This is a genomic window from Mesorhizobium sp. GW821-FHT04C10, assembly GCF_059420305.1.
Genome location: NZ_JBWKTL010000001.1, coordinates 617965 through 633817, shown reverse-complemented (window position 1 = coordinate 633817; position 15853 = coordinate 617965). Strand labels below are relative to the sequence as shown.

The 15853-nt window shown below is 61.9% G+C and carries 16 protein-coding genes and 1 pseudogene; 4 read left to right on the top strand and 13 right to left on the bottom strand.

All coding sequences use genetic code 11. The features are described 5' to 3' along the window. Positions 1–11: 11 nt before the first annotated feature. Positions 12–554, top strand: coding sequence for a TetR/AcrR family transcriptional regulator (locus AC07UC_RS02925; RefSeq protein ID WP_494903931.1), 543 nt, complete (start codon positions 12–14; stop codon positions 552–554). A 107-nt stretch (positions 555–661) separates the two neighbouring features. Continuing rightward, positions 662–964, top strand: a complete 303-nt coding sequence (locus AC07UC_RS02920; protein WP_494903930.1) for a hypothetical protein — start codon at positions 662–664, stop codon at positions 962–964. On the opposite strand, the gene AC07UC_RS02915 is transcribed toward AC07UC_RS02920, so the two are convergent. The 7 genes from AC07UC_RS02915 to AC07UC_RS02885 are packed head-to-tail and all read right to left on the bottom strand — an operon-like array spanning position 938 to position 8423. Next, positions 938–1477, bottom strand: a complete 540-nt coding sequence (locus AC07UC_RS02915; protein ID WP_494908885.1) for an NADH-quinone oxidoreductase subunit B family protein — start codon at positions 1475–1477, stop codon at positions 938–940. The two genes, AC07UC_RS02920 and AC07UC_RS02915, sit on opposite strands and share 27 nt — an antisense overlap. A 19-nt stretch (positions 1478–1496) precedes the next feature. Continuing rightward, positions 1497–3014: a hydrogenase large subunit gene (locus AC07UC_RS02910; RefSeq protein WP_494903929.1), complete on the bottom strand. Its 1518-nt coding sequence runs from the start codon at positions 3012–3014 to the stop codon at positions 1497–1499. Positions 3015–3033: 19 nt separating this feature from the next. After that, positions 3034–4485, bottom strand: coding sequence for a hydrogenase 4 subunit F (locus tag AC07UC_RS02905; protein WP_494903927.1), 1452 nt, complete (start codon positions 4483–4485; stop codon positions 3034–3036). Then, on the bottom strand, positions 4482–5144 hold the full coding sequence (locus AC07UC_RS02900) for a hydrogenase-4 component E (RefSeq protein ID WP_095773166.1): 663 nt from the start codon (positions 5142–5144) through the stop codon (positions 4482–4484). Before AC07UC_RS02900 ends, AC07UC_RS02905 begins: the two co-directional genes overlap by 4 nt. Then, the gene (locus AC07UC_RS02895) at positions 5144–6100 is read right to left on the bottom strand and encodes a respiratory chain complex I subunit 1 family protein (RefSeq protein WP_494903924.1); all 957 of its coding nucleotides are present in this window, start codon (positions 6098–6100) and stop codon (positions 5144–5146) included. Before AC07UC_RS02895 ends, AC07UC_RS02900 begins: the two co-directional genes overlap by 1 nt. Beyond that, positions 6091–8112 carry a hydrogenase 4 subunit B gene (gene hyfB, locus AC07UC_RS02890; protein ID WP_494903922.1) on the bottom strand — a complete coding sequence of 674 codons (2022 nt, stop codon included), beginning with the start codon at positions 8110–8112 and terminating at the stop codon, positions 6091–6093. Before hyfB ends, AC07UC_RS02895 begins: the two co-directional genes overlap by 10 nt. Continuing rightward, positions 8109–8423 carry a helix-turn-helix domain-containing protein gene (locus tag AC07UC_RS02885; RefSeq protein ID WP_140770541.1) on the bottom strand — a complete coding sequence of 105 codons (315 nt, stop codon included), beginning with the start codon at positions 8421–8423 and terminating at the stop codon, positions 8109–8111. Before AC07UC_RS02885 ends, hyfB begins: the two co-directional genes overlap by 4 nt. Before the next feature lie 242 nt (positions 8424–8665). Here AC07UC_RS02885 and AC07UC_RS02880 point away from each other — a divergent pair, with 242 nt between their 5' ends. Beyond that, positions 8666–9412 carry a spermidine synthase gene (locus AC07UC_RS02880; RefSeq protein WP_140770540.1) on the top strand — a complete coding sequence of 249 codons (747 nt, stop codon included), beginning with the start codon at positions 8666–8668 and terminating at the stop codon, positions 9410–9412. 95 nt (positions 9413–9507) lie between these two features. Here the strand turns inward: AC07UC_RS02880 and AC07UC_RS02875 are convergent. Both AC07UC_RS02875 and AC07UC_RS02870 read right to left on the bottom strand, forming a co-directional pair. Beyond that, positions 9508–10275 (bottom strand): annotated as a pseudogene (locus AC07UC_RS02875) (YoaK family protein); the annotation flags it as partial. 112 nt (positions 10276–10387) lie between these two features. Further along, positions 10388–10660, bottom strand: a complete 273-nt coding sequence (locus tag AC07UC_RS02870; RefSeq protein ID WP_095773162.1) for a helix-turn-helix domain-containing protein — start codon at positions 10658–10660, stop codon at positions 10388–10390. Positions 10661–10969: 309 nt separating this feature from the next. Here AC07UC_RS02870 and AC07UC_RS02865 point away from each other — a divergent pair, with 309 nt between their 5' ends. After that, the gene (locus AC07UC_RS02865; RefSeq protein WP_140770538.1) at positions 10970–11182 is read left to right on the top strand and encodes an alkylphosphonate utilization protein; all 213 of its coding nucleotides are present in this window, start codon (positions 10970–10972) and stop codon (positions 11180–11182) included. Positions 11183–11427: 245 nt separating this feature from the next. Here AC07UC_RS02865 and AC07UC_RS02860 read toward each other — a convergent pair whose 3' ends face one another. From AC07UC_RS02860 to AC07UC_RS02845, 4 genes are all read right to left on the bottom strand, one after another. Next, positions 11428–11973, bottom strand: a complete 546-nt coding sequence (locus AC07UC_RS02860) for a CGNR zinc finger domain-containing protein (protein ID WP_494903919.1) — start codon at positions 11971–11973, stop codon at positions 11428–11430. Between the two features lie 181 nt (positions 11974–12154). Continuing rightward, on the bottom strand, positions 12155–12781 hold the full coding sequence (locus tag AC07UC_RS02855) for a VOC family protein (protein WP_494903917.1): 627 nt from the start codon (positions 12779–12781) through the stop codon (positions 12155–12157). A gap of 25 nt (positions 12782–12806) precedes the next feature. Further along, the gene (locus tag AC07UC_RS02850) at positions 12807–14114 is read right to left on the bottom strand and encodes an NAD(P)/FAD-dependent oxidoreductase (RefSeq protein ID WP_494903915.1); all 1308 of its coding nucleotides are present in this window, start codon (positions 14112–14114) and stop codon (positions 12807–12809) included. A gap of 117 nt (positions 14115–14231) precedes the next feature. Next, positions 14232–15812 carry an amino acid ABC transporter permease/ATP-binding protein gene (locus AC07UC_RS02845; RefSeq protein ID WP_494903913.1) on the bottom strand — a complete coding sequence of 527 codons (1581 nt, stop codon included), beginning with the start codon at positions 15810–15812 and terminating at the stop codon, positions 14232–14234. Between the last annotated feature and the right edge of the window lie 41 nt (positions 15813–15853).

The following is a 15853-nucleotide window of genomic DNA, read 5'->3' as shown; positions in this document are numbered from 1 at the left end:
GCAACGCCTACATGCGCAGGAAGCAGCCCGGGCTTGTTCGGCGTGCCTTGCTCGACCATGCGGCGAGGCTCGCCGTCGAGCAGGGTCTTGCATCTGTGACGGTGCAAGCCGTGTCCGACGCCGCCGGCGTGACGAAGGGCGGCTTCATGCACCATTTCCCGAGCAAGCAGGCGCTGGTCGATGCCGTCTTCCACGAACTCCTCGATGCGCTTGCGGACGATCTGGATCGGCGGATTGCAACTGATCCGGAGCCTCACGGCTCTTTCACGCGCGCCTACCTCGAAGCCGTCTTCGACATCCCAGCGCAGGCGAATGGCGGAGTATGGGCGGCGCTGTCCGTCTCGATGCTGACGGATCCGAACCTGAGGGCACTTTGGTCCCAATGGTTGCGGGTACGACTTGAGCAACATCAAGCGACCGATGGCGACGTCAGGCTCGCTGCTGTTCGCCTTGCCGCAGACGGCATCTGGCTTGCCGATTTGACTGGCATCGCCATCCAGGAAAAGCCGCAGTTGCGCGAGCATCTTCTCAGGGAAACGCGAAGGCGGCCCTGAAAACCAGCGACCGGTCGCACGGCGTCCGTTCCTATGATTTCGTGGATCCCGTATCTGCTGGCATCGCCAATCGTATAACGGCAGAGACGCCCACGAATCCGGCGCCGATGATGCAGAAGATGCCGCCAGATTTCGGACGGCACCGATTCCTTGGTGACGCCGTGGACGAGCGCATATCCGGCGACGACAGCGGGCGCGGCGAAGATCAGCGCAACGATCAGCCGCCTGCGACGGTGCGCCATTTTAGACAGGCCGCCCTGCTTCAGCTTCACGCCGCGATCGTTCAACGCTCCGCTTTCACATCGAAACCGGGGCAGCCGGGATGCCATTTCAGCATGGAGGCTTTTGCTGCCTGGTGGCGGAAAAGCCCGCCACATCGATCGTCAACTTCGGGCAACAGCGGCCCTTGAATTCACGCCCTCAAGCAAGGCGAGCAGGCCTTTCAGAATTTCGAGGGGCGGTGGCGGGCAGCCTGGAATGTGCAGATCGACAGGCAACGCCTCCGACACTCCGCCCACCACGGCGTAGCTGCCGGCGAAACAGCCGCCGTTCAGGGCGCAATCGCCGAGCGCGACCACCCATTTGGGGTTGGGAGTTGCGTCGTAGGTCCGCTTCAATGCCTCGCGCATGTTTTTGGTCACCGGCCCGGTGACAAGCAGGACATCGGCATGGCGCGGCGATGCGACGAACCGGATTCCAAAACGCTCGATATCGTAGAAAGCGTTGTTGAGCGCGTGCATCTCGAGTTCGCAACCGTTGCAGGAACCGGCATCGACTGCCCGGATCGACAGGCTTCGCCCCAATCTTCTATGAGCAACCCCATTGAGGGCGCGTGCGAGTTCGTCAACCGCCGCGTCGCTTACTCGCGGCGGACGCTCGGTCAGCGGCGGGCGTATCAGGCTTTCGAAGAGGAGCTTGCGCATGATGGCTTGCCTTGAACCCTTAGAGGTCGTGTCCTGAATACGAGCAGTTGAACGATTTGTTGCATAGCGGGAAGTCGGCAACGATATTGCCTTCGATGGCCGCTTCCAGCAGCGGCCATTGAAACCATGACGGATCACGCAGGTGACAGCGCTCGACCAGGCCGCTTTCACCAATGCGCAGCCAGGCCAGAATGTCGCCCCGGAAACCCTCGACGAGCGCCATGCCTTCGTCCGGTCCGCCTGTCCGTGCAAAGTCGACACGGATCGGTCCGCCCGGCAACTGTCTCAGGATTTGCTCGACCAGGGACAAGCTCTGTTCGACCTCGTGAATGCGAATCCAGACACGGGCGTTCACGTCGCCTTCCTGGAGGAGAGGCACATTGAAGTTGAGCGCGTCATAGGGAGGATAGGCCGGACTGCGTCGCGCATCGAAGTCCCGGCCGGAGGCCCGGCCGACATACCCCCCGGCACGATATTGTCGAGCGAGTTCCACCTTCAGCCGCCCAGTTGCGACTGTCCGATCCTGCAGCGACGCGGTGTTGTCGTAGAGTTCCACAAGCGCCGGGAACCGCTGCCTGATCTCCGCGATCAGGGACCAGATCGCTGTTGTCCCCTCGTCGTTCAGGTAGGTCGCCACTCCTCCGGGCACGACGCGGTCGCGCATCAAACGATGGCCGAAGGCGGCGTCGCTTGCCCGCAATACGCGCTCGCGCAGGACGCCGCAGTGGGCGTGCATGAGTGCGAAGGCGGCGTCGTTGCAGATGGCGCCGATGTCGCCAAGATGGTTGGCCAGACGCTCCAACTCGGCCATGAGCGCTCGCAGCCAGACCGCGCGCGCAGGAACCTCGATGCCCAGGGCCGCTTCCACCGCGCGGGAAAAAGCAAGGGCGTATGCCACGGTACTGTCGCCAGAGGTCCTGCCCGCCAGCTTGGCGGCATGGTCGATATCGGACCCGGCCATCAAGCCTTCCATGCCCTTGTGCGTGTACCCCAGGCGTTCCTCCAGCCGGACGACCGTTTCGCCGCTCGCTGTAAATCGAAAATGCCCTGGCTCGATGATGCCGGCATGCACGGGCCCGACCGGGATCTGATGCAGGCTTTCCCCCTCGGCAGGCAGGAATTGGTAGGGGAGCGCCGCCGCAACAGAGGTCCGAACGCGGGCACTCAGCGGAAAGCTGATGCCCCAGTGGCCATGATCAAGCCACCGTCGCGTATCGGGCGCGTCCTGCGGCAAGAGACCGAACAGGTCCGCGGCCGCACGTTCAAGGCGCAGTGCTGGCGGATGCAGCAGGCCGACCGACGGGTAGCGGCCATCCGGACACGGCAGGCTGACAACGCCGATGTCCCCGCCGGCCTCGTCGAGCAGTGCCATGTGGACGGCGCCTGGCTCGCCCCAAAGACCGAGCAGGCTCCAGTGCCCTTCGGCCAGTTGCTCGGCGGCAAAGCTCCATTCTTTCGAAGTCACCACCGCGCGCGACCACGGGAGATGGTTGTCGACGCCCTTGCCGGCAAGGATGAGCTCGGTCAGTGCGGGCATGTTCTTTCTCCCGTCCGCTTCATCCCAGAAGGTTGGCGACATGCTGGAACCATATGACCAGCGGTGGTGGCAGATAGATGCCGGCGGCAAACACAAGCGCCAGGTGGGAATACATCGGAACGTAGGACGCCTCGGCGGGCGCGGTGCTGCCTCGCGGTTCGCCGAAAGCGACGCCGGTCAACCGAAGCAGCAGGGCGCCGAAAGCGAGCAGAATCCCGAATACCAGAGGAATCGCCAAAAGGGGGTGCCTTGCAAATGTCGAACTCACGACCAGGAATTCGCTCATGAAGATGCCGAGCGGAGGCAGGCCGGCAATGGCAACGACGCCGATGACGAGCGCCCAGCCAAGCCCCGGATGCGTTTCCGTCAGCCCCCGGATCTCGGCGATGTTCTGTGTTCCCTTGACCTGGGCGATGTGGCCGACCGTGAAGAAGATCGCCGACTTCGTCAGGCTGTGCATGACCATGTGCAGCAGCCCGGCAAAATTGGCGAGCGGGCCACCCATGCCGAAAGCGAACACGATGATGCCCATGTGCTCGATGGAGGAGTACGCGAACAGACGTTTGATGTCGCGGCGGCGGTAGAGCATGAAGGCCGCGAAGATGAGGGAGGTGAGCCCCATCGTGATCATCAATGGCCCAGGCGCGATCGCGTCCGGGCTGGCCGCGAGCAGCAGCTTGAAGCGCAGCACCGCATAGAGCGCGACGTTGAGGAGCAGCCCCGACAACACCGCTGAAATCGGCGTCGGGCCTTCCGCGTGCGCGTCGGGCAGCCAGGCATGCAAAGGCGCAAGGCCAACCTTCGTCCCATAGCCGAGCAGCAGGAAGACGAAGGCGACGTTCAGCAACGCCGGGTCGAAGCGCGCCGCGTGCTCGATAAGCACTGTCCAGACCATGGCGTTCGTGCCTTCGCCGACAATCGGCTGCGCGGCCATGTAGACGAGGATGGTGCCGAAGAGGGCAAGCGCGATGCCGACGCTGCCGAGTATGAAATACTTCCAGGCCGCCTCCAGCGCCTCGTGCGTGCGGTAGATGCCGACCATGAGCACAGTGGTCAGCGTGGCAAGTTCCACCGCCACCCACATCAAGCCGATATTGTTCGACACGAATGCCAGATTCATGCCGAACATCATGATCTGGTACATTGCGTGATAAAATCGCAAATTCGTCGCCGTCAGCCGCCCCGTATCCAGTTCGTGCGCGATGTAGGAGGCGCTGAACACACTGGTCGTGAAGCCGACGAACGTGTTGAGCACGATGAAAACGATATTGAGATCGTCGACGAGCAGATACTGACCGGGCTGCGGCCGATCCGTGAAGAGAAGCGACGCCGCGGCGATCAAGGTAAGCAGGCTCGCGGCGACATTGAGGCCAGCCGTTATCCGATAGTTCGGCAGGGTCGCCAGGAGCGCGGCCGCGCCGACCGGTATCAGCAAGACGGCGGCCACTGCATCGAGGGAAAACGCGGTCAACGGTGTTCCCCCCTGTAGTCGTCGAGCGCGCCGACATCGACCGAGTCGAATCTCTCGCGTATGCGGAACAGGAAGACGCCGATGACGATGAAGGCGATCAGAATCGAGAAGGCGACACTGATTTCGACAACCAGCGGCATGCCCTTGGCGCCCGTGGCGGCCAGCACCAGGCCATTCTCGAGCGACATGAATCCGACAACCTGGCTGACCGCGTTCCGGCGGGTGACCATCACCAGGAGCCCAAGCAGTATGATGGACAGCGCGAAGGCAAGATCCTCGCGGGCGAGGGGGTCGGCGTCGGGAGTGACCCGCAGCATCAGCACCATGGAAAGGGTCACCAGGCCTATCCCGGCAAGCATGGTTGGACCGATCCCGACGGCGGTCTCGATGTCGCGATGGATGCCGAGCCGCTGGATGATGCGGTGCAGGCCGACAGGAATGATGATCGCCTTGAAGATCAGGGCGATCGCCGCCGTGACATAGAGGTGATGGGCGTCCTGAATGTAGGCCTGCCAGGCCACGGACAGGGCGAGCACGATCGCATGAAGTGCAAAAACGTTGATCAGGGCGAAGAGGCGATCCTGGTACAGCATCATGAAGCTGACCAGCACCAGGCCGCCGGCAAGCAGATGGGCGATGTCGAAGGTGAGGCCGTTCATCAGAGGCTCCGCGAGACGAACAGCAAGAGCGTGCCGAGCAACGCCAGCATGAGTGCCGCGCCCAGAAAATCCGGGACGCGGAAAACGCGCATCTTGGCGATCGCGGTCTCAAACACGGCGAGGAGAATGCCGCACAAGGCAAGTTTGCCAAGATAGGTCACGGCACCCAGGGCAAGTGATTTCGGCCCGGCCCCGACACCAGCCAGCCCCCAGGGGAGGAAGACGCAGGAGATCAGCGATACATAGAGCAGGAGTTTGAGGAAGGCCGCGAACTCGATCATCGCCAGATGACGGCCGGAATACTCCAGGACCATCGCCTCGTGGACCATGGTGAGCTCCAGGTGGGTCGATGGATTGTCCACTGGTATGCGGGCGTTTTCGGCGACCGCCACCATCACGAGAGCGATGAGCGACATTCCGAGCGATACCCGCAGGCCGACCTGCGGCGAGCCCATGAAAGCGGCGACCGTGGACAACTGTGTCGCTCCGGCGACCAGCGCCAGGCTGAACACGATGAGCAGCATGGCGGGCTCGGCCAGCGAAGCGATCATCACCTCGCGGCTCGAGCCTATGCCGCCGAAGCTCGTGCCGACATCCATCCCTGCCAGCGCCAGGAAGAAGCGGGCGCTTCCCAGCAGCGCGACGATAGCTATGAGATCCGCGGTCCAACTGAAAGTGAGCCCGGTTGCGAATGTCGGGATAAGCGCGGCCGCGACCCAGGTGGCGGCAAAGATCAGATAGGGTGTCACGCGAAACAGCCAGGATGCGTTGTCCGCCAGAACGACTTCCTTTCGCATCAGCCGCAGGAGATCGCGGTAGGGCTGGATCAGCGATGGACCCTGGCGGCGCAAGAGTCGTGCCTTCACCTTGCGCACGAACCCGGTCAGGAGCGGCGCCAGCAACAGCACCAGCATCATCTGCGCGCCCTGAACGGCCAACTCAAGGATCAGGGCCATAGTGCGAGCACCAGAAGCAGGACGATGAGAAAGAGAAATACAAGGGTCAGGTAGCGCCTGATCGTCAGGAACTGCAGATGGTTCAGGTGGTCGGTCGCAAAGTCGATGGCCCTGCCGATGCGCAGGTAGAACGTTTCCCAGATCACATCGTGGATTTCGACGGTCAAACGAGCCGGGCCGGTTTCGCCAGGCGCCGGCACTTCGACTTTTTCCCGCGCGCGGAATGCGAACGTGCCGAAGACGCGTCGAATGGGCTGTGCAAAGCTTACCGATGTGTACTGCGCGGCAGGCGTTACGTCAGGGAAGCCGCAACCCCAGGCCGGGCCGCGGCGGAGCGCATGCGAGGCGAAGCGGTGAATGACGAATGCCGCGAACGATGCGGAGACCGCGATGAACAGGAACACCAGCAGGCCGTTGTAGGAACTGCGGCTCGCCGCGATCGGCACGATCGACAGCCATGGCTCAGCCATCTGCACAGGCATCCGGCTGCCAAGTAGCGGAAGTGTCACCGATGAGAGGCCGTCGATGACAAGGCCCGGCACAATGCCGGCCAGGAGACAAAGAGCCGCCAGGGTGAACATTGCCGCTAGCGAATAGCGGTCGACCTCGTGCGCCGGTTCCACCGCGGCCGAGCGTGGCCGGCCGAGGAATGTAATCCCGAACGCCTTCACGAAGCAGGCAGCGGCCAAGGCCGCCGACAGCGCCAGTAAACCGCCAACGGCGGGCACCATGACCTTCAGTCCCCATTGTGGGAGATCGGGACTTTGCAATATGGCCTGGAAGGCCAGCCATTCGGAGACGAAGCCGTTGAGGGGCGGAAGCGCCGAGATCGCCACGCAGCCGACGAGAAAGGCAAAACTGGTCAACGGCATACGGTGGATAAGACCGCCCAGTTTCTCCATGTCCCGCTCTCCGGTTGCCGTCAGCACGGCGCCCGCGCCGAAAAACAGCAGGCTCTTGAAAAAGGAATGGTTGAGGACGTGAAACAGCGCGGCGGTGAGCGCCAGCGCCGCGGCCGACGGCATGGCGTTCGCCTCGAAGGCCAGGGCAAGGCCAAGGCTGACGAAGATGACGCCGACGTTTTCGATGGTGCTATAGGCAAGAAGCCGCTTCAGGTCCTTCTCCATCAAGGCGTAAAGAATGCCGAGAACGGCCGTCAGGCCGCCCAGGAAAAGCACCACGACGCCCGACCACCATGCCGGCTCGCCGAGCAGGTCGAAAATGACACGTATGAAGCCGTAGATGGCGACCTTGGTCATGACGCCGCTCATCAGAGCCGAGACGTGGCTTGGCGCGGCCGGGTGAGCGAGTGGCAGCCATACGTGCAGCGGCACCAGGCCAGCCTTGGAGCCGGCGCCCAGCAGCATCAGGGCTAGGACCAAAGCGGCGACGAGCGGGGTGGAGGTAGCCGCACGCATCGCTTCGAACGTGTAGTTTCCGCTCGGCCCGGCCAGCAGGCCGAACGCGAGCAACAGCGCGAGCGTGCCGAAGCTCGCCATTACGAGATAGATGTAGCCCGCTCTCGCATTGTCCTGCTCGCGATGGTGCGCCATCACGAGCGCCCAGGAAGCGAGCGACATGAATTCCCAGGAAAGCAGGAAGGTGAAGGCGTCGTCCGCCAGCACGACCATATTCATCCCGGCGAGGAAGGCGGGGAAGAACGGCAGCACCCGATGCGGCGCGGACTCATGCCTGCCGTAGCCGAGGCCGTAAAGACTGGCCATGGCGCCGCCGAAATTGACGACGACGAGGAAAAAGGTCGAGAGCGCGTCCAGACGGAAATGAGCGCCAATCCATGGCAGCCCAAGCGGCAGCGCGGCAGTCGACGGGGTTACGGGATCATCGGCGATACGGCTCGCGAGAACCAGGAGCACGGCCGCCGATATGCCTAGCGTCAGGCTGTAGACCAGGCGGGTTCCCGAGCCCGATGCGCGGCTTGACGCAATCGCAAGCACCGCGGTTCCCAGGAGCGCGGCAACGCCCCACAGGAGGACCGCGGCCCCCGAAATCACGCCACACTCCTCACAAAGACCTTGGCGTCCGTATCGACCCCGCCCAGAATTCTGGCGGGATCAAAATCTGCCTTCAGCCGCACGCCGCGCCCGCCGATTTGGCTGGAGGCGCCTTCAGAAATCAACTCGACGCCGGCGAGGTCAAGCGCGCCGATCAGCTTCATCAGGGAATCCACATTGCCCCGGATGATCGACTCGCTGGCTTCCATACGTTGAATTGTCGGCACCGAAAGGCCGGACAATTCGGCAAGCCTGCGCTGGTCGATGCCAAGGAGCGCCCTCGCGGCACGCAACTGTGGAGCAGTTATCACGGTCGCATCCCCTTTTTCGATCAGCTTTGACGTATTATCTCTAACCGCTGCAGCATATATTAAAATGCAGCGTATTCAAATAATGATGCGTGACGCATCTGTCTTGAGGTTGTAGAAAACCGGGAGACATGAGTTGGGAGGCGCTGAGCCTACGGGTGAACCTCTAGGCTCCGCATGAAGGGGCCAACGGACGGAAAACCAGCCGAGCGGCGGATTTAGGAATTGGCTGTGATGACAAGGTCATGATCCGGGTTGCGAAATATCATACCGATTTCGGCAACATCGAGGTTCTGCGGGCCAAGGACTCCGGTTCGTTCATTTATCGCCAAGGTGGCTGCTATCAAAGCGAGTGCGATCCGAATGGCGTCAGCGTCGTGCCCTATATACACGCCATCTTTGGTCTCCTCGCGCAGGCGCGGGTGTCCGATGTCCTGATGATCGGTTGTGGCGGTGGCAGCCTGGGTACGATGCTGGACAGGGTTGGTGTGCGTGTTACGGTCGTCGACATCAATCCAAAGGCTTTCCAGATCGCCCGGAAATACTTTGGGTTACCTCCTGGAGTTCACTGCTGCATCTCCGACGGGCGGGATTTTTTGCGCGCCGGCCGTCACCGCTACGACGCTATCGTTCTGGACGCATATTCCGGGCGGCGCATCCCGGATCACTTGTGCGCCGAGACTTTCTTCGGCTTGGCGCAGACGCGTCTCAAGAATTCTTCCGGTATTCTGATCGGCAACGTTCATGCCTGTCATGACCTCGACATCATGCCGGATCGCGTTGCTGCAAAGCTCGCCAATATCTGGGCGGATGTGAGACTGCTCGATATCCGCGGCGCTCAGGATCGCAACGCACTCGTCATGGCAGGCAAGGTGCGGGATCTCGTCCAGCCGGTGCTGATGATGCCGCCGTCAGTGGGAGCCGAGGAGATCGAACAGGAGCTTGGTCTCCTGGCGTTCAGGCCTTGGCATGTGCCGCGACGATCTGCCTAGAGCAATTCCAGGAAAAGTGTGAACGGTTTCCCGGGGAGGCGCGTAGCGCTCTCCCCATGGAATTGCGGCGAAGCCCTGTCGAGCTACTGCCAGAGCCGCTTCATGCGGATGGACACATCTTCAAGGACCGGCATGGAAGCCAGCACAAGGAGAATGGCGGCGAGAAACAATGTCGCCGCAAAGCCGATATGTTTGAAACCCACAGCGCCGATGACGCCGCCGATGAAGAACAATGCCACGAGCGACGCAAGCAGTCTCAGCTTTCTCCGGTCTGCTTTCACGAACAGTCTGTCCGAGTCATTGCCTGAGATGTTCCAGTAAAGCAGCTTGCCGAGTTCGATGCCCATATCCGTCACCAGGCCCGTGACATGCGTAGTCCGGATTCTGGCTTCCGATAGCTTGGTGATGATGGCGTTCTGCAATCCCATGATGAAACAAAGCAGCATCACCGTCATTGGCACAAACAGCGCTTCATGACGCGCAAGATGGCCGCCGAGCAGACCGAAACAGATCAGCAGGATCGCTTCCAGGACAAGCGGGAATGCGTACTCGCCCTGTAGGCCCTGCCGCCTTCCCCAGTTGACCAGGATTGCCGAACAGGCCGCGCCTGTGACAAACGACAGCAAGGCGCCCAAGCCGGAAAGCGCCAGTCCGACATCGCCGAGCGCCAGATGGTCCGCCATCGACGAAACGATGCCGGACATGTGGGACGTGTACTGCTGAACCGCCAGGAAGCCGCCAGCGTTGGCGGCTCCCGCGATGAACGTCAGGAAACGGGCGAGATGCCGATCGGTTCTTTCGCTTCGTTCCTTTCCGGTCAACCGACGCAGATACAGGATCATGAGCGAACCTTGTCTTTCCATGCGCAAAAGCAGGACCGCAAGCTGATGTGCCGGGAAAGGCTCATTGAGTGTTTCTGGAGAAGGGAAGACAAAAGGGGTGAATGCGTGGCCTCGACGCTGTGCTCTGCAGGGTCTAGTTTGGCTTGCCCGGCAGCGTGTCCGGATGGCGGAACCTGACACCACGGCCGCCATCGTCGCTACGCACATGTTCGCTAAGAAGCTCGACGCCGGCGCGGTTCAGCGCGTTGATCACTTTCATCAAGCTATCGACAACGCCTCGCACATTGCCCTGGCTGGCTTCCATTCGCTGGATCGTCGGCAGCGAGACGCTCGCCATTTCCGCCAGGGTTTTCTGGTCGATGTTGAGAAGGGCGCGGGCAGCACGAAGCTGGGAGGCAGTGATCATTGGGGCATCAGCGTCTGAATATGAGAAATGACACTCATAATGTTATCATTGACGTATTAAACATCAATACAAAGCGAAAAAATATTAATCGGCCCTTGGCACGGCGGAGCTCGGCAATTATCGTATCCGCATGACTCAACGCTACGAACCTTTTCAGGAGCCGACCGGCACCTGGACCGTCAACGATGCTTGGACCGGACGGCCCGCCGAGATGGGCAGCCGAACCATCGTTGGAATGAACCAGCACGACGCCGAGGAACTCGCCGATCTCCTCAACGGATTGAATGCACAAAGGCAGGAAGCGAAATCATGAACGTCAAGGACAGCAACGGCACTCCGCTGAGCGAAGGAGATTCCGTCACGCTCATCAAGGATCTCAAGGTCAAGGGAACGTCGGTCACCCTGAAACGCGGAACGCTGATCAAGAACATCCATCTCACGGGCAACGAGGACGAGGTCGAGTGTCGGGCCGAGAAGGTCAAGAACCTGGTTCTGCGGACAGAGTTCCTGAAAAAGGCGTAGGCGAGCGGAGACGCATTCGTACGTTGCAGGGTTGCCGATGCAGGTCTGGAGTGATGCCCGCCCTAAAAGCCCCGCTCATTACCCAGCCGCTATCTCGTATTCGAGGCATTTCGGCTTTCGGCTCGACTGAACCTTGGCGAGGTTCCCAGGGTGCGTATGCGCTACAGGGAACGCGCGCGATGACAGGATTTCGAAAACCATGCGCTGCGCTTTGACGACCGGCGCCGCGCCCGTTTCCCAAGGAACTAGAAGGGCGTCGAATTTTGCGCCTTGGCACGAAAATTGGCGACATGGGCGCGGTTGCCGCAGGTCTTGACGTCGCAATAGACCTTCGAGGCATTGCGTGTCGTGTCGACAAAGACGTTGCCGCAGGTCTCGGCCTTGCAGGTCTTCAGCCGTCCAGCTTCGCCATGGATGATCAGCGACATGATCGACATGGCGGTGTTGGAGCGGATGCGCTCATCGAAGGAGAAATCGTCGTCGTAATAGTGGATGTGCCACCCAAACCCGCCATGGTTCATGATGCGGGGCGAAAATCGTGTCTTCTCGAGCACGGCGTTGGAGAAGTTGGCAAGCTCGTCCTGCGGCATCGAGAAGATGACGCGGAATTCCTTGGCGATCTCATGCAGCCTGTCCCGGTCGCGCTCGGTGATGGCGCGCGGATAGGTCATCCCGTAGCGATCGATCAAATCGTTGATCCAGGAAACGCTCAAACCTTCCGGCGTCTTGCCGGCACTGTTCGCAATCTCCGCCACCACCGATAGATCACGGATAACTTCGGAGGGAATCATTGTCCATTCTTTCGAAATGCCAGGATAAGCCGGCATACACCATTCATGCGGCGATCCGACGAATCGCGACCTCGCCATGATCCGCGATATACGCGACGACGCAATCCGGCGATATGGCCTCGCTCGCGGCCTATGCGCAGGCCATCCTGCGTTTCCCGACAGGGCGAGCGAGCCTGGCGTGTCAGGCGGAATATGACGGCAGATCGAACGCGCCGTGCCGTCCACGCAAGGAAACACGCAGCGACGGACGCTCCGCCCGCACAACATCGATCGTCAGATCGAGCGCGGCATAGAGTTCGCGAACGGATTCCGTCAGGGGATGGGCAACCTCGAAACGTTCGAGGGTACAGCCGATCGGCGCCTCGAGCGATGGATGGTTGGCGGTCTCCCATTGCGAGATGTGGGGCAGCGCATTGCCGAAGCGGGACGGCTCGACGGCAAGGTGACGCCATTTCAGGATTTCGCCGCGCAGGGTTTTGCGGCTGCCCGTCCGAAGCTCCGCCGCGAGGCCGAACCGCTCGAGGATACTTTGCGCTGCCTGGATGTCGTCGGTGGCGACCGCGAACAGATCCATGTTGTAGCCGGGCTGAGCAGCCATTCTCGCGCCATTGTTGGCCACGAGTTGCTGTCCTGGATCGGGCGCATCGATGGCAAGATACAGGCCGTCACGCAGGGACAGGAGAGCATTGCGTGTGCCCATTCCGGGGTGCGAGCCGCCGGGCGCGGCGCGTATGCCGCTCCATTCCTCCACATCGGCGATCGCCTTGTCCAGCGAAGGCGAAGACCAGGCGAAGTGATCCAGGATCATGTCGTTCTCCAGAGGTAATGGCGGCTCACAGGACGTTCTGCGGGGCAGCGAAATAGCGCTCGCGGAACCGTGCGAGCCGGAACGGCTCCAGCGGTATCGTCGTGCTGCCGGTGTCGATCAATTCGGCGAGCGTATCGCCGACGCCAAGGGATATGCCGAAGCCATGGCCGCTCATTCCGGTGGCAACCACCAGGTTGCCCAGTGCGTCCAGGCGATCGAGGACAGGCACGCCGTCGGGCGTGATGTCGATCCGGCAGGCCCACGTTTCGATGAGTTTCATCTCGTCGCCAATGCCGAAGGCGGCGCGCGCGGCCGCGCGGCTCTTCGCCAGCACCGCGTCGTTCGCGGGCACATTCGGCACGCGCAGATCCGCGTAGCGATTGCTGGTCCCGGACAGATACGCGCTTACCAGCCGGTGATCATCACGCAGGTGCCTCCCGAAGTTGACGCGTGTTCCTTCCCGGCTCGCGAAAAGCGTTCGGATATAGCGCGGCGCGTGACGCAGGCTGCGAAACGCGGTGTCATAGTCGAGTGGGCCTTGCAGGCCGGGCGCGATGGTCAGCCCGCCGTCGTATCGGGGCCGCACGAGAGCCTGATCGAAGATGGTCGGCAAGGCTACGCCGTGCGCGAACGGCGCAGTCCGGCCGACCGAGACGCGCAGATCGACCTGCGGCAGGGAAACGCCGTACCGGCGCAGGAAGACGCCGCTCCACAATCCAGCCGCGACGACGACGGTCTTGGCGTGGACCTCGCCATGTTCGGTCACGATCCCGGTGACCTTTCCTCCCTTCATGAGGAGACCTTCGACCATGCAGTTCTGCCTCACGTCCGCACCCTCGCGAGCCAACGCACGGGCGATTGCCGGCGCGGCCAGGTTCGGTTCGGCCCGGCCGTCGCTCGGCGTGTGCAGGCCGCCGAGGAAACTTCCCCGCAAGGTGGGGCTGATGTCCTTCAGTTGCGAAGGTGACGCCACCTTGCTGTCGACGTCGAATTCGCGTGCGATGGCGAGCCAGGCGTTCATGCCCTCGAGTTTCGCCTCGTCGGACGCCAGGGCAAGGTTTCCGCTTGCCTTGAAGCCGGTAACATCGCCGATCTCAGCGTCGATGCGCCCCCACAGGTCAAGGCTGCGTTTGATCAGCAGCATCTCGCGCCGGTCACGGCCTTGTTTGCGTACGAAACCGGAATTCTTCCCCGATTGCTCGCCGGCGATCCGGCCTTTCTCATAGACCCCGACGCTCAATCCCCTGCGGTTCAGATACCAGGCGATGGCACAGCCGATGATGCCGCCTCCGACAATCGCGACGTCGACCTGTTTGGATTGCGTTGATGTCATTGCCGTTGCCGTTTCTGAATGCGCGGCAGGTGCCGCTGATAAGGGAAGTTGGACGATTTGCGCCGCTATTCAGGACCCACTGCCCCACAACGCGACGCGCGGCCGCGAACGGCAAAGTCACAGGATCTGGTCCAGGAACAGTTTCAGCCGATCGGATTTTGGCTTGTCGAAAAGCTCTGCTGGCGTGCCTTGCTCGACAATCCGACCCTGGTCCATGAACACGACCCTGTCCGCGACCCGGCGGGCAAAGCCCATTTCATGTGTGACCGCCACCATGGTCATGGGGCAGCCATCGGAAGCTGAACGCCGCGCGAGACCCTCCATGATTTCGAGCACGCCCTTGACCAGTTCCGGATCCAGCGCCGAAGTCGCCTCGTCGAACAGCATGATCTTCGGGTTCATTGCCAGCGAGCGGGCGATGGCAACGCGTTGCTGCTGGCCGCCGGATAGCCTGGACGGCAGCGAGTTGAGCTTGTCACCAAGGCCGACGCCGCGCAGCGATGCGATCGCCACGCGCCTGGCTTCATTTCGATCCAGGTGACGGACCGATTCCAGCGCGAACGTCACATTGCGCAGCGCCGTCATGTGCGGGAACAGGTTGAAGTTCTGGAAGACCATGCCGACGTCGGCGCGCAGGGCGTTCAACGGGCCTTCCCTGGTTGGGAACGGCTGGCCGAACATTTTGAGACTGCCCCGGTCGACGGATTGCAGGCCGTTGATGCAGCGCAGAAGCGTGGATTTGCCGGACCCCGATGGTCCGATCACGCAGATCACCTCGCCGGCCCTGACTTCGAAACTGACCTCGTCTAGCGCGCGGAAATGACCGAAATTCAGCGTCAGTCCCTTCGCGTCGACCACCGTCTCTCCAGCTATCGGCGTTGGTGCGTTAGCCGAGATTCCCGTCCGGCCGGGTTGCTGCCTCTCGACCCGCTCCTCGGCGGGAGCGGCGGCCGGCGCCGTGCGCATCCTGGCAAACCTCGATGTCAGTGCCGGCGGAAGCATAGGCTCGCCGTTTCGCAGTCGCCTGTCGAGATAGTTGACGAGGTGGGTCATCGGCACGGTGATGACCAGATAGGCGATGCCGACAGCCACCAGCGGCGACAGGTTCCCCGTACGCTGCGCGATGTCCTGCCCGATTCGGTAGAGCTCCCGCTCGCCCACCGTCAGCCCGAGCACGAAGATCAGGCTCGAATCCTTGATGATGTTGATGAACTGGTTGGTCAGCGCCGGGATGACCCGCCGGATGCCTTGCGGAAAGACCACCCGGTACATCGTCCGGTGCTTGTCGAGCCCGAGCGAACGGGCCGCTTCGGTCTGGCCCTTGTCGACGCTCTGGATGCCGGAACGCAGGATCTCGGCAATGTATGCGCTGGCGACAATGCTGATGGCGATGATGCCGTAGGGATAGGGGTTCTGTCCGAACGGCCGGAAACCCGCGAAGGGGACCCCCTGTCCGACCAGGAAGATGGTGACGATAGCCGGCAGGCCGCGAAAAATGTCGATATAGGCCTTGGCAGCGATACGCACGGCCGTGACCTTCGAGATCGCCATGAGCGACAGCGGGGCACCGATGACGATGCCGAGGATCGTCGAATAGATCGCTATGGTGATGGTGTTGTAGTAGCCGACGCGGATGATGTCTGGAACCACCTGCAGCATGTAGGACAGGTTGAAGAATGTATCGAAGATTCCCGACATTGTTCCGCCTCTACGGTCGATTTTCGTGGTCGGCGCGGCCC

Bases quoted from the DNA above. Each gene is read 5' to 3' on its own strand.
- AC07UC_RS02925 (WP_494903931.1), top strand. From the start codon at position 12: ATGCGCAGGAAGCAGCCCGGGCTTGTTCGGCGTGCCTTGCTCGACCAT.
- AC07UC_RS02920 (WP_494903930.1), top strand. From the start codon at position 662: ATGATGCAGAAGATGCCGCCAGATTTCGGACGGCACCGATTCCTTGGT.
- AC07UC_RS02915 (WP_494908885.1), bottom strand. From the start codon at position 1,477: ATGCGCAAGCTCCTCTTCGAAAGCCTGATACGCCCGCCGCTGACCGAG.
- AC07UC_RS02910 (WP_494903929.1), bottom strand. From the start codon at position 3,014: ATGCCCGCACTGACCGAGCTCATCCTTGCCGGCAAGGGCGTCGACAAC.
- AC07UC_RS02900 (WP_095773166.1), bottom strand. From the start codon at position 5,144: ATGAACGGCCTCACCTTCGACATCGCCCATCTGCTTGCCGGCGGCCTG.
- AC07UC_RS02895 (WP_494903924.1), bottom strand. From the start codon at position 6,100: ATGGCCCTGATCCTTGAGTTGGCCGTTCAGGGCGCGCAGATGATGCTG.
- AC07UC_RS02880 (WP_140770540.1), top strand. From the start codon at position 8,666: ATGATCCGGGTTGCGAAATATCATACCGATTTCGGCAACATCGAGGTT.
- AC07UC_RS02870 (WP_095773162.1), bottom strand. From the start codon at position 10,660: ATGATCACTGCCTCCCAGCTTCGTGCTGCCCGCGCCCTTCTCAACATC.
- AC07UC_RS02865 (WP_140770538.1), top strand. From the start codon at position 10,970: ATGAACGTCAAGGACAGCAACGGCACTCCGCTGAGCGAAGGAGATTCC.
- AC07UC_RS02860 (WP_494903919.1), bottom strand. From the start codon at position 11,973: ATGATTCCCTCCGAAGTTATCCGTGATCTATCGGTGGTGGCGGAGATT.
- AC07UC_RS02855 (WP_494903917.1), bottom strand. From the start codon at position 12,781: ATGATCCTGGATCACTTCGCCTGGTCTTCGCCTTCGCTGGACAAGGCG.
- AC07UC_RS02850 (WP_494903915.1), bottom strand. From the start codon at position 14,114: ATGACATCAACGCAATCCAAACAGGTCGACGTCGCGATTGTCGGAGGC.
- AC07UC_RS02845 (WP_494903913.1), bottom strand. From the start codon at position 15,812: ATGTCGGGAATCTTCGATACATTCTTCAACCTGTCCTACATGCTGCAG.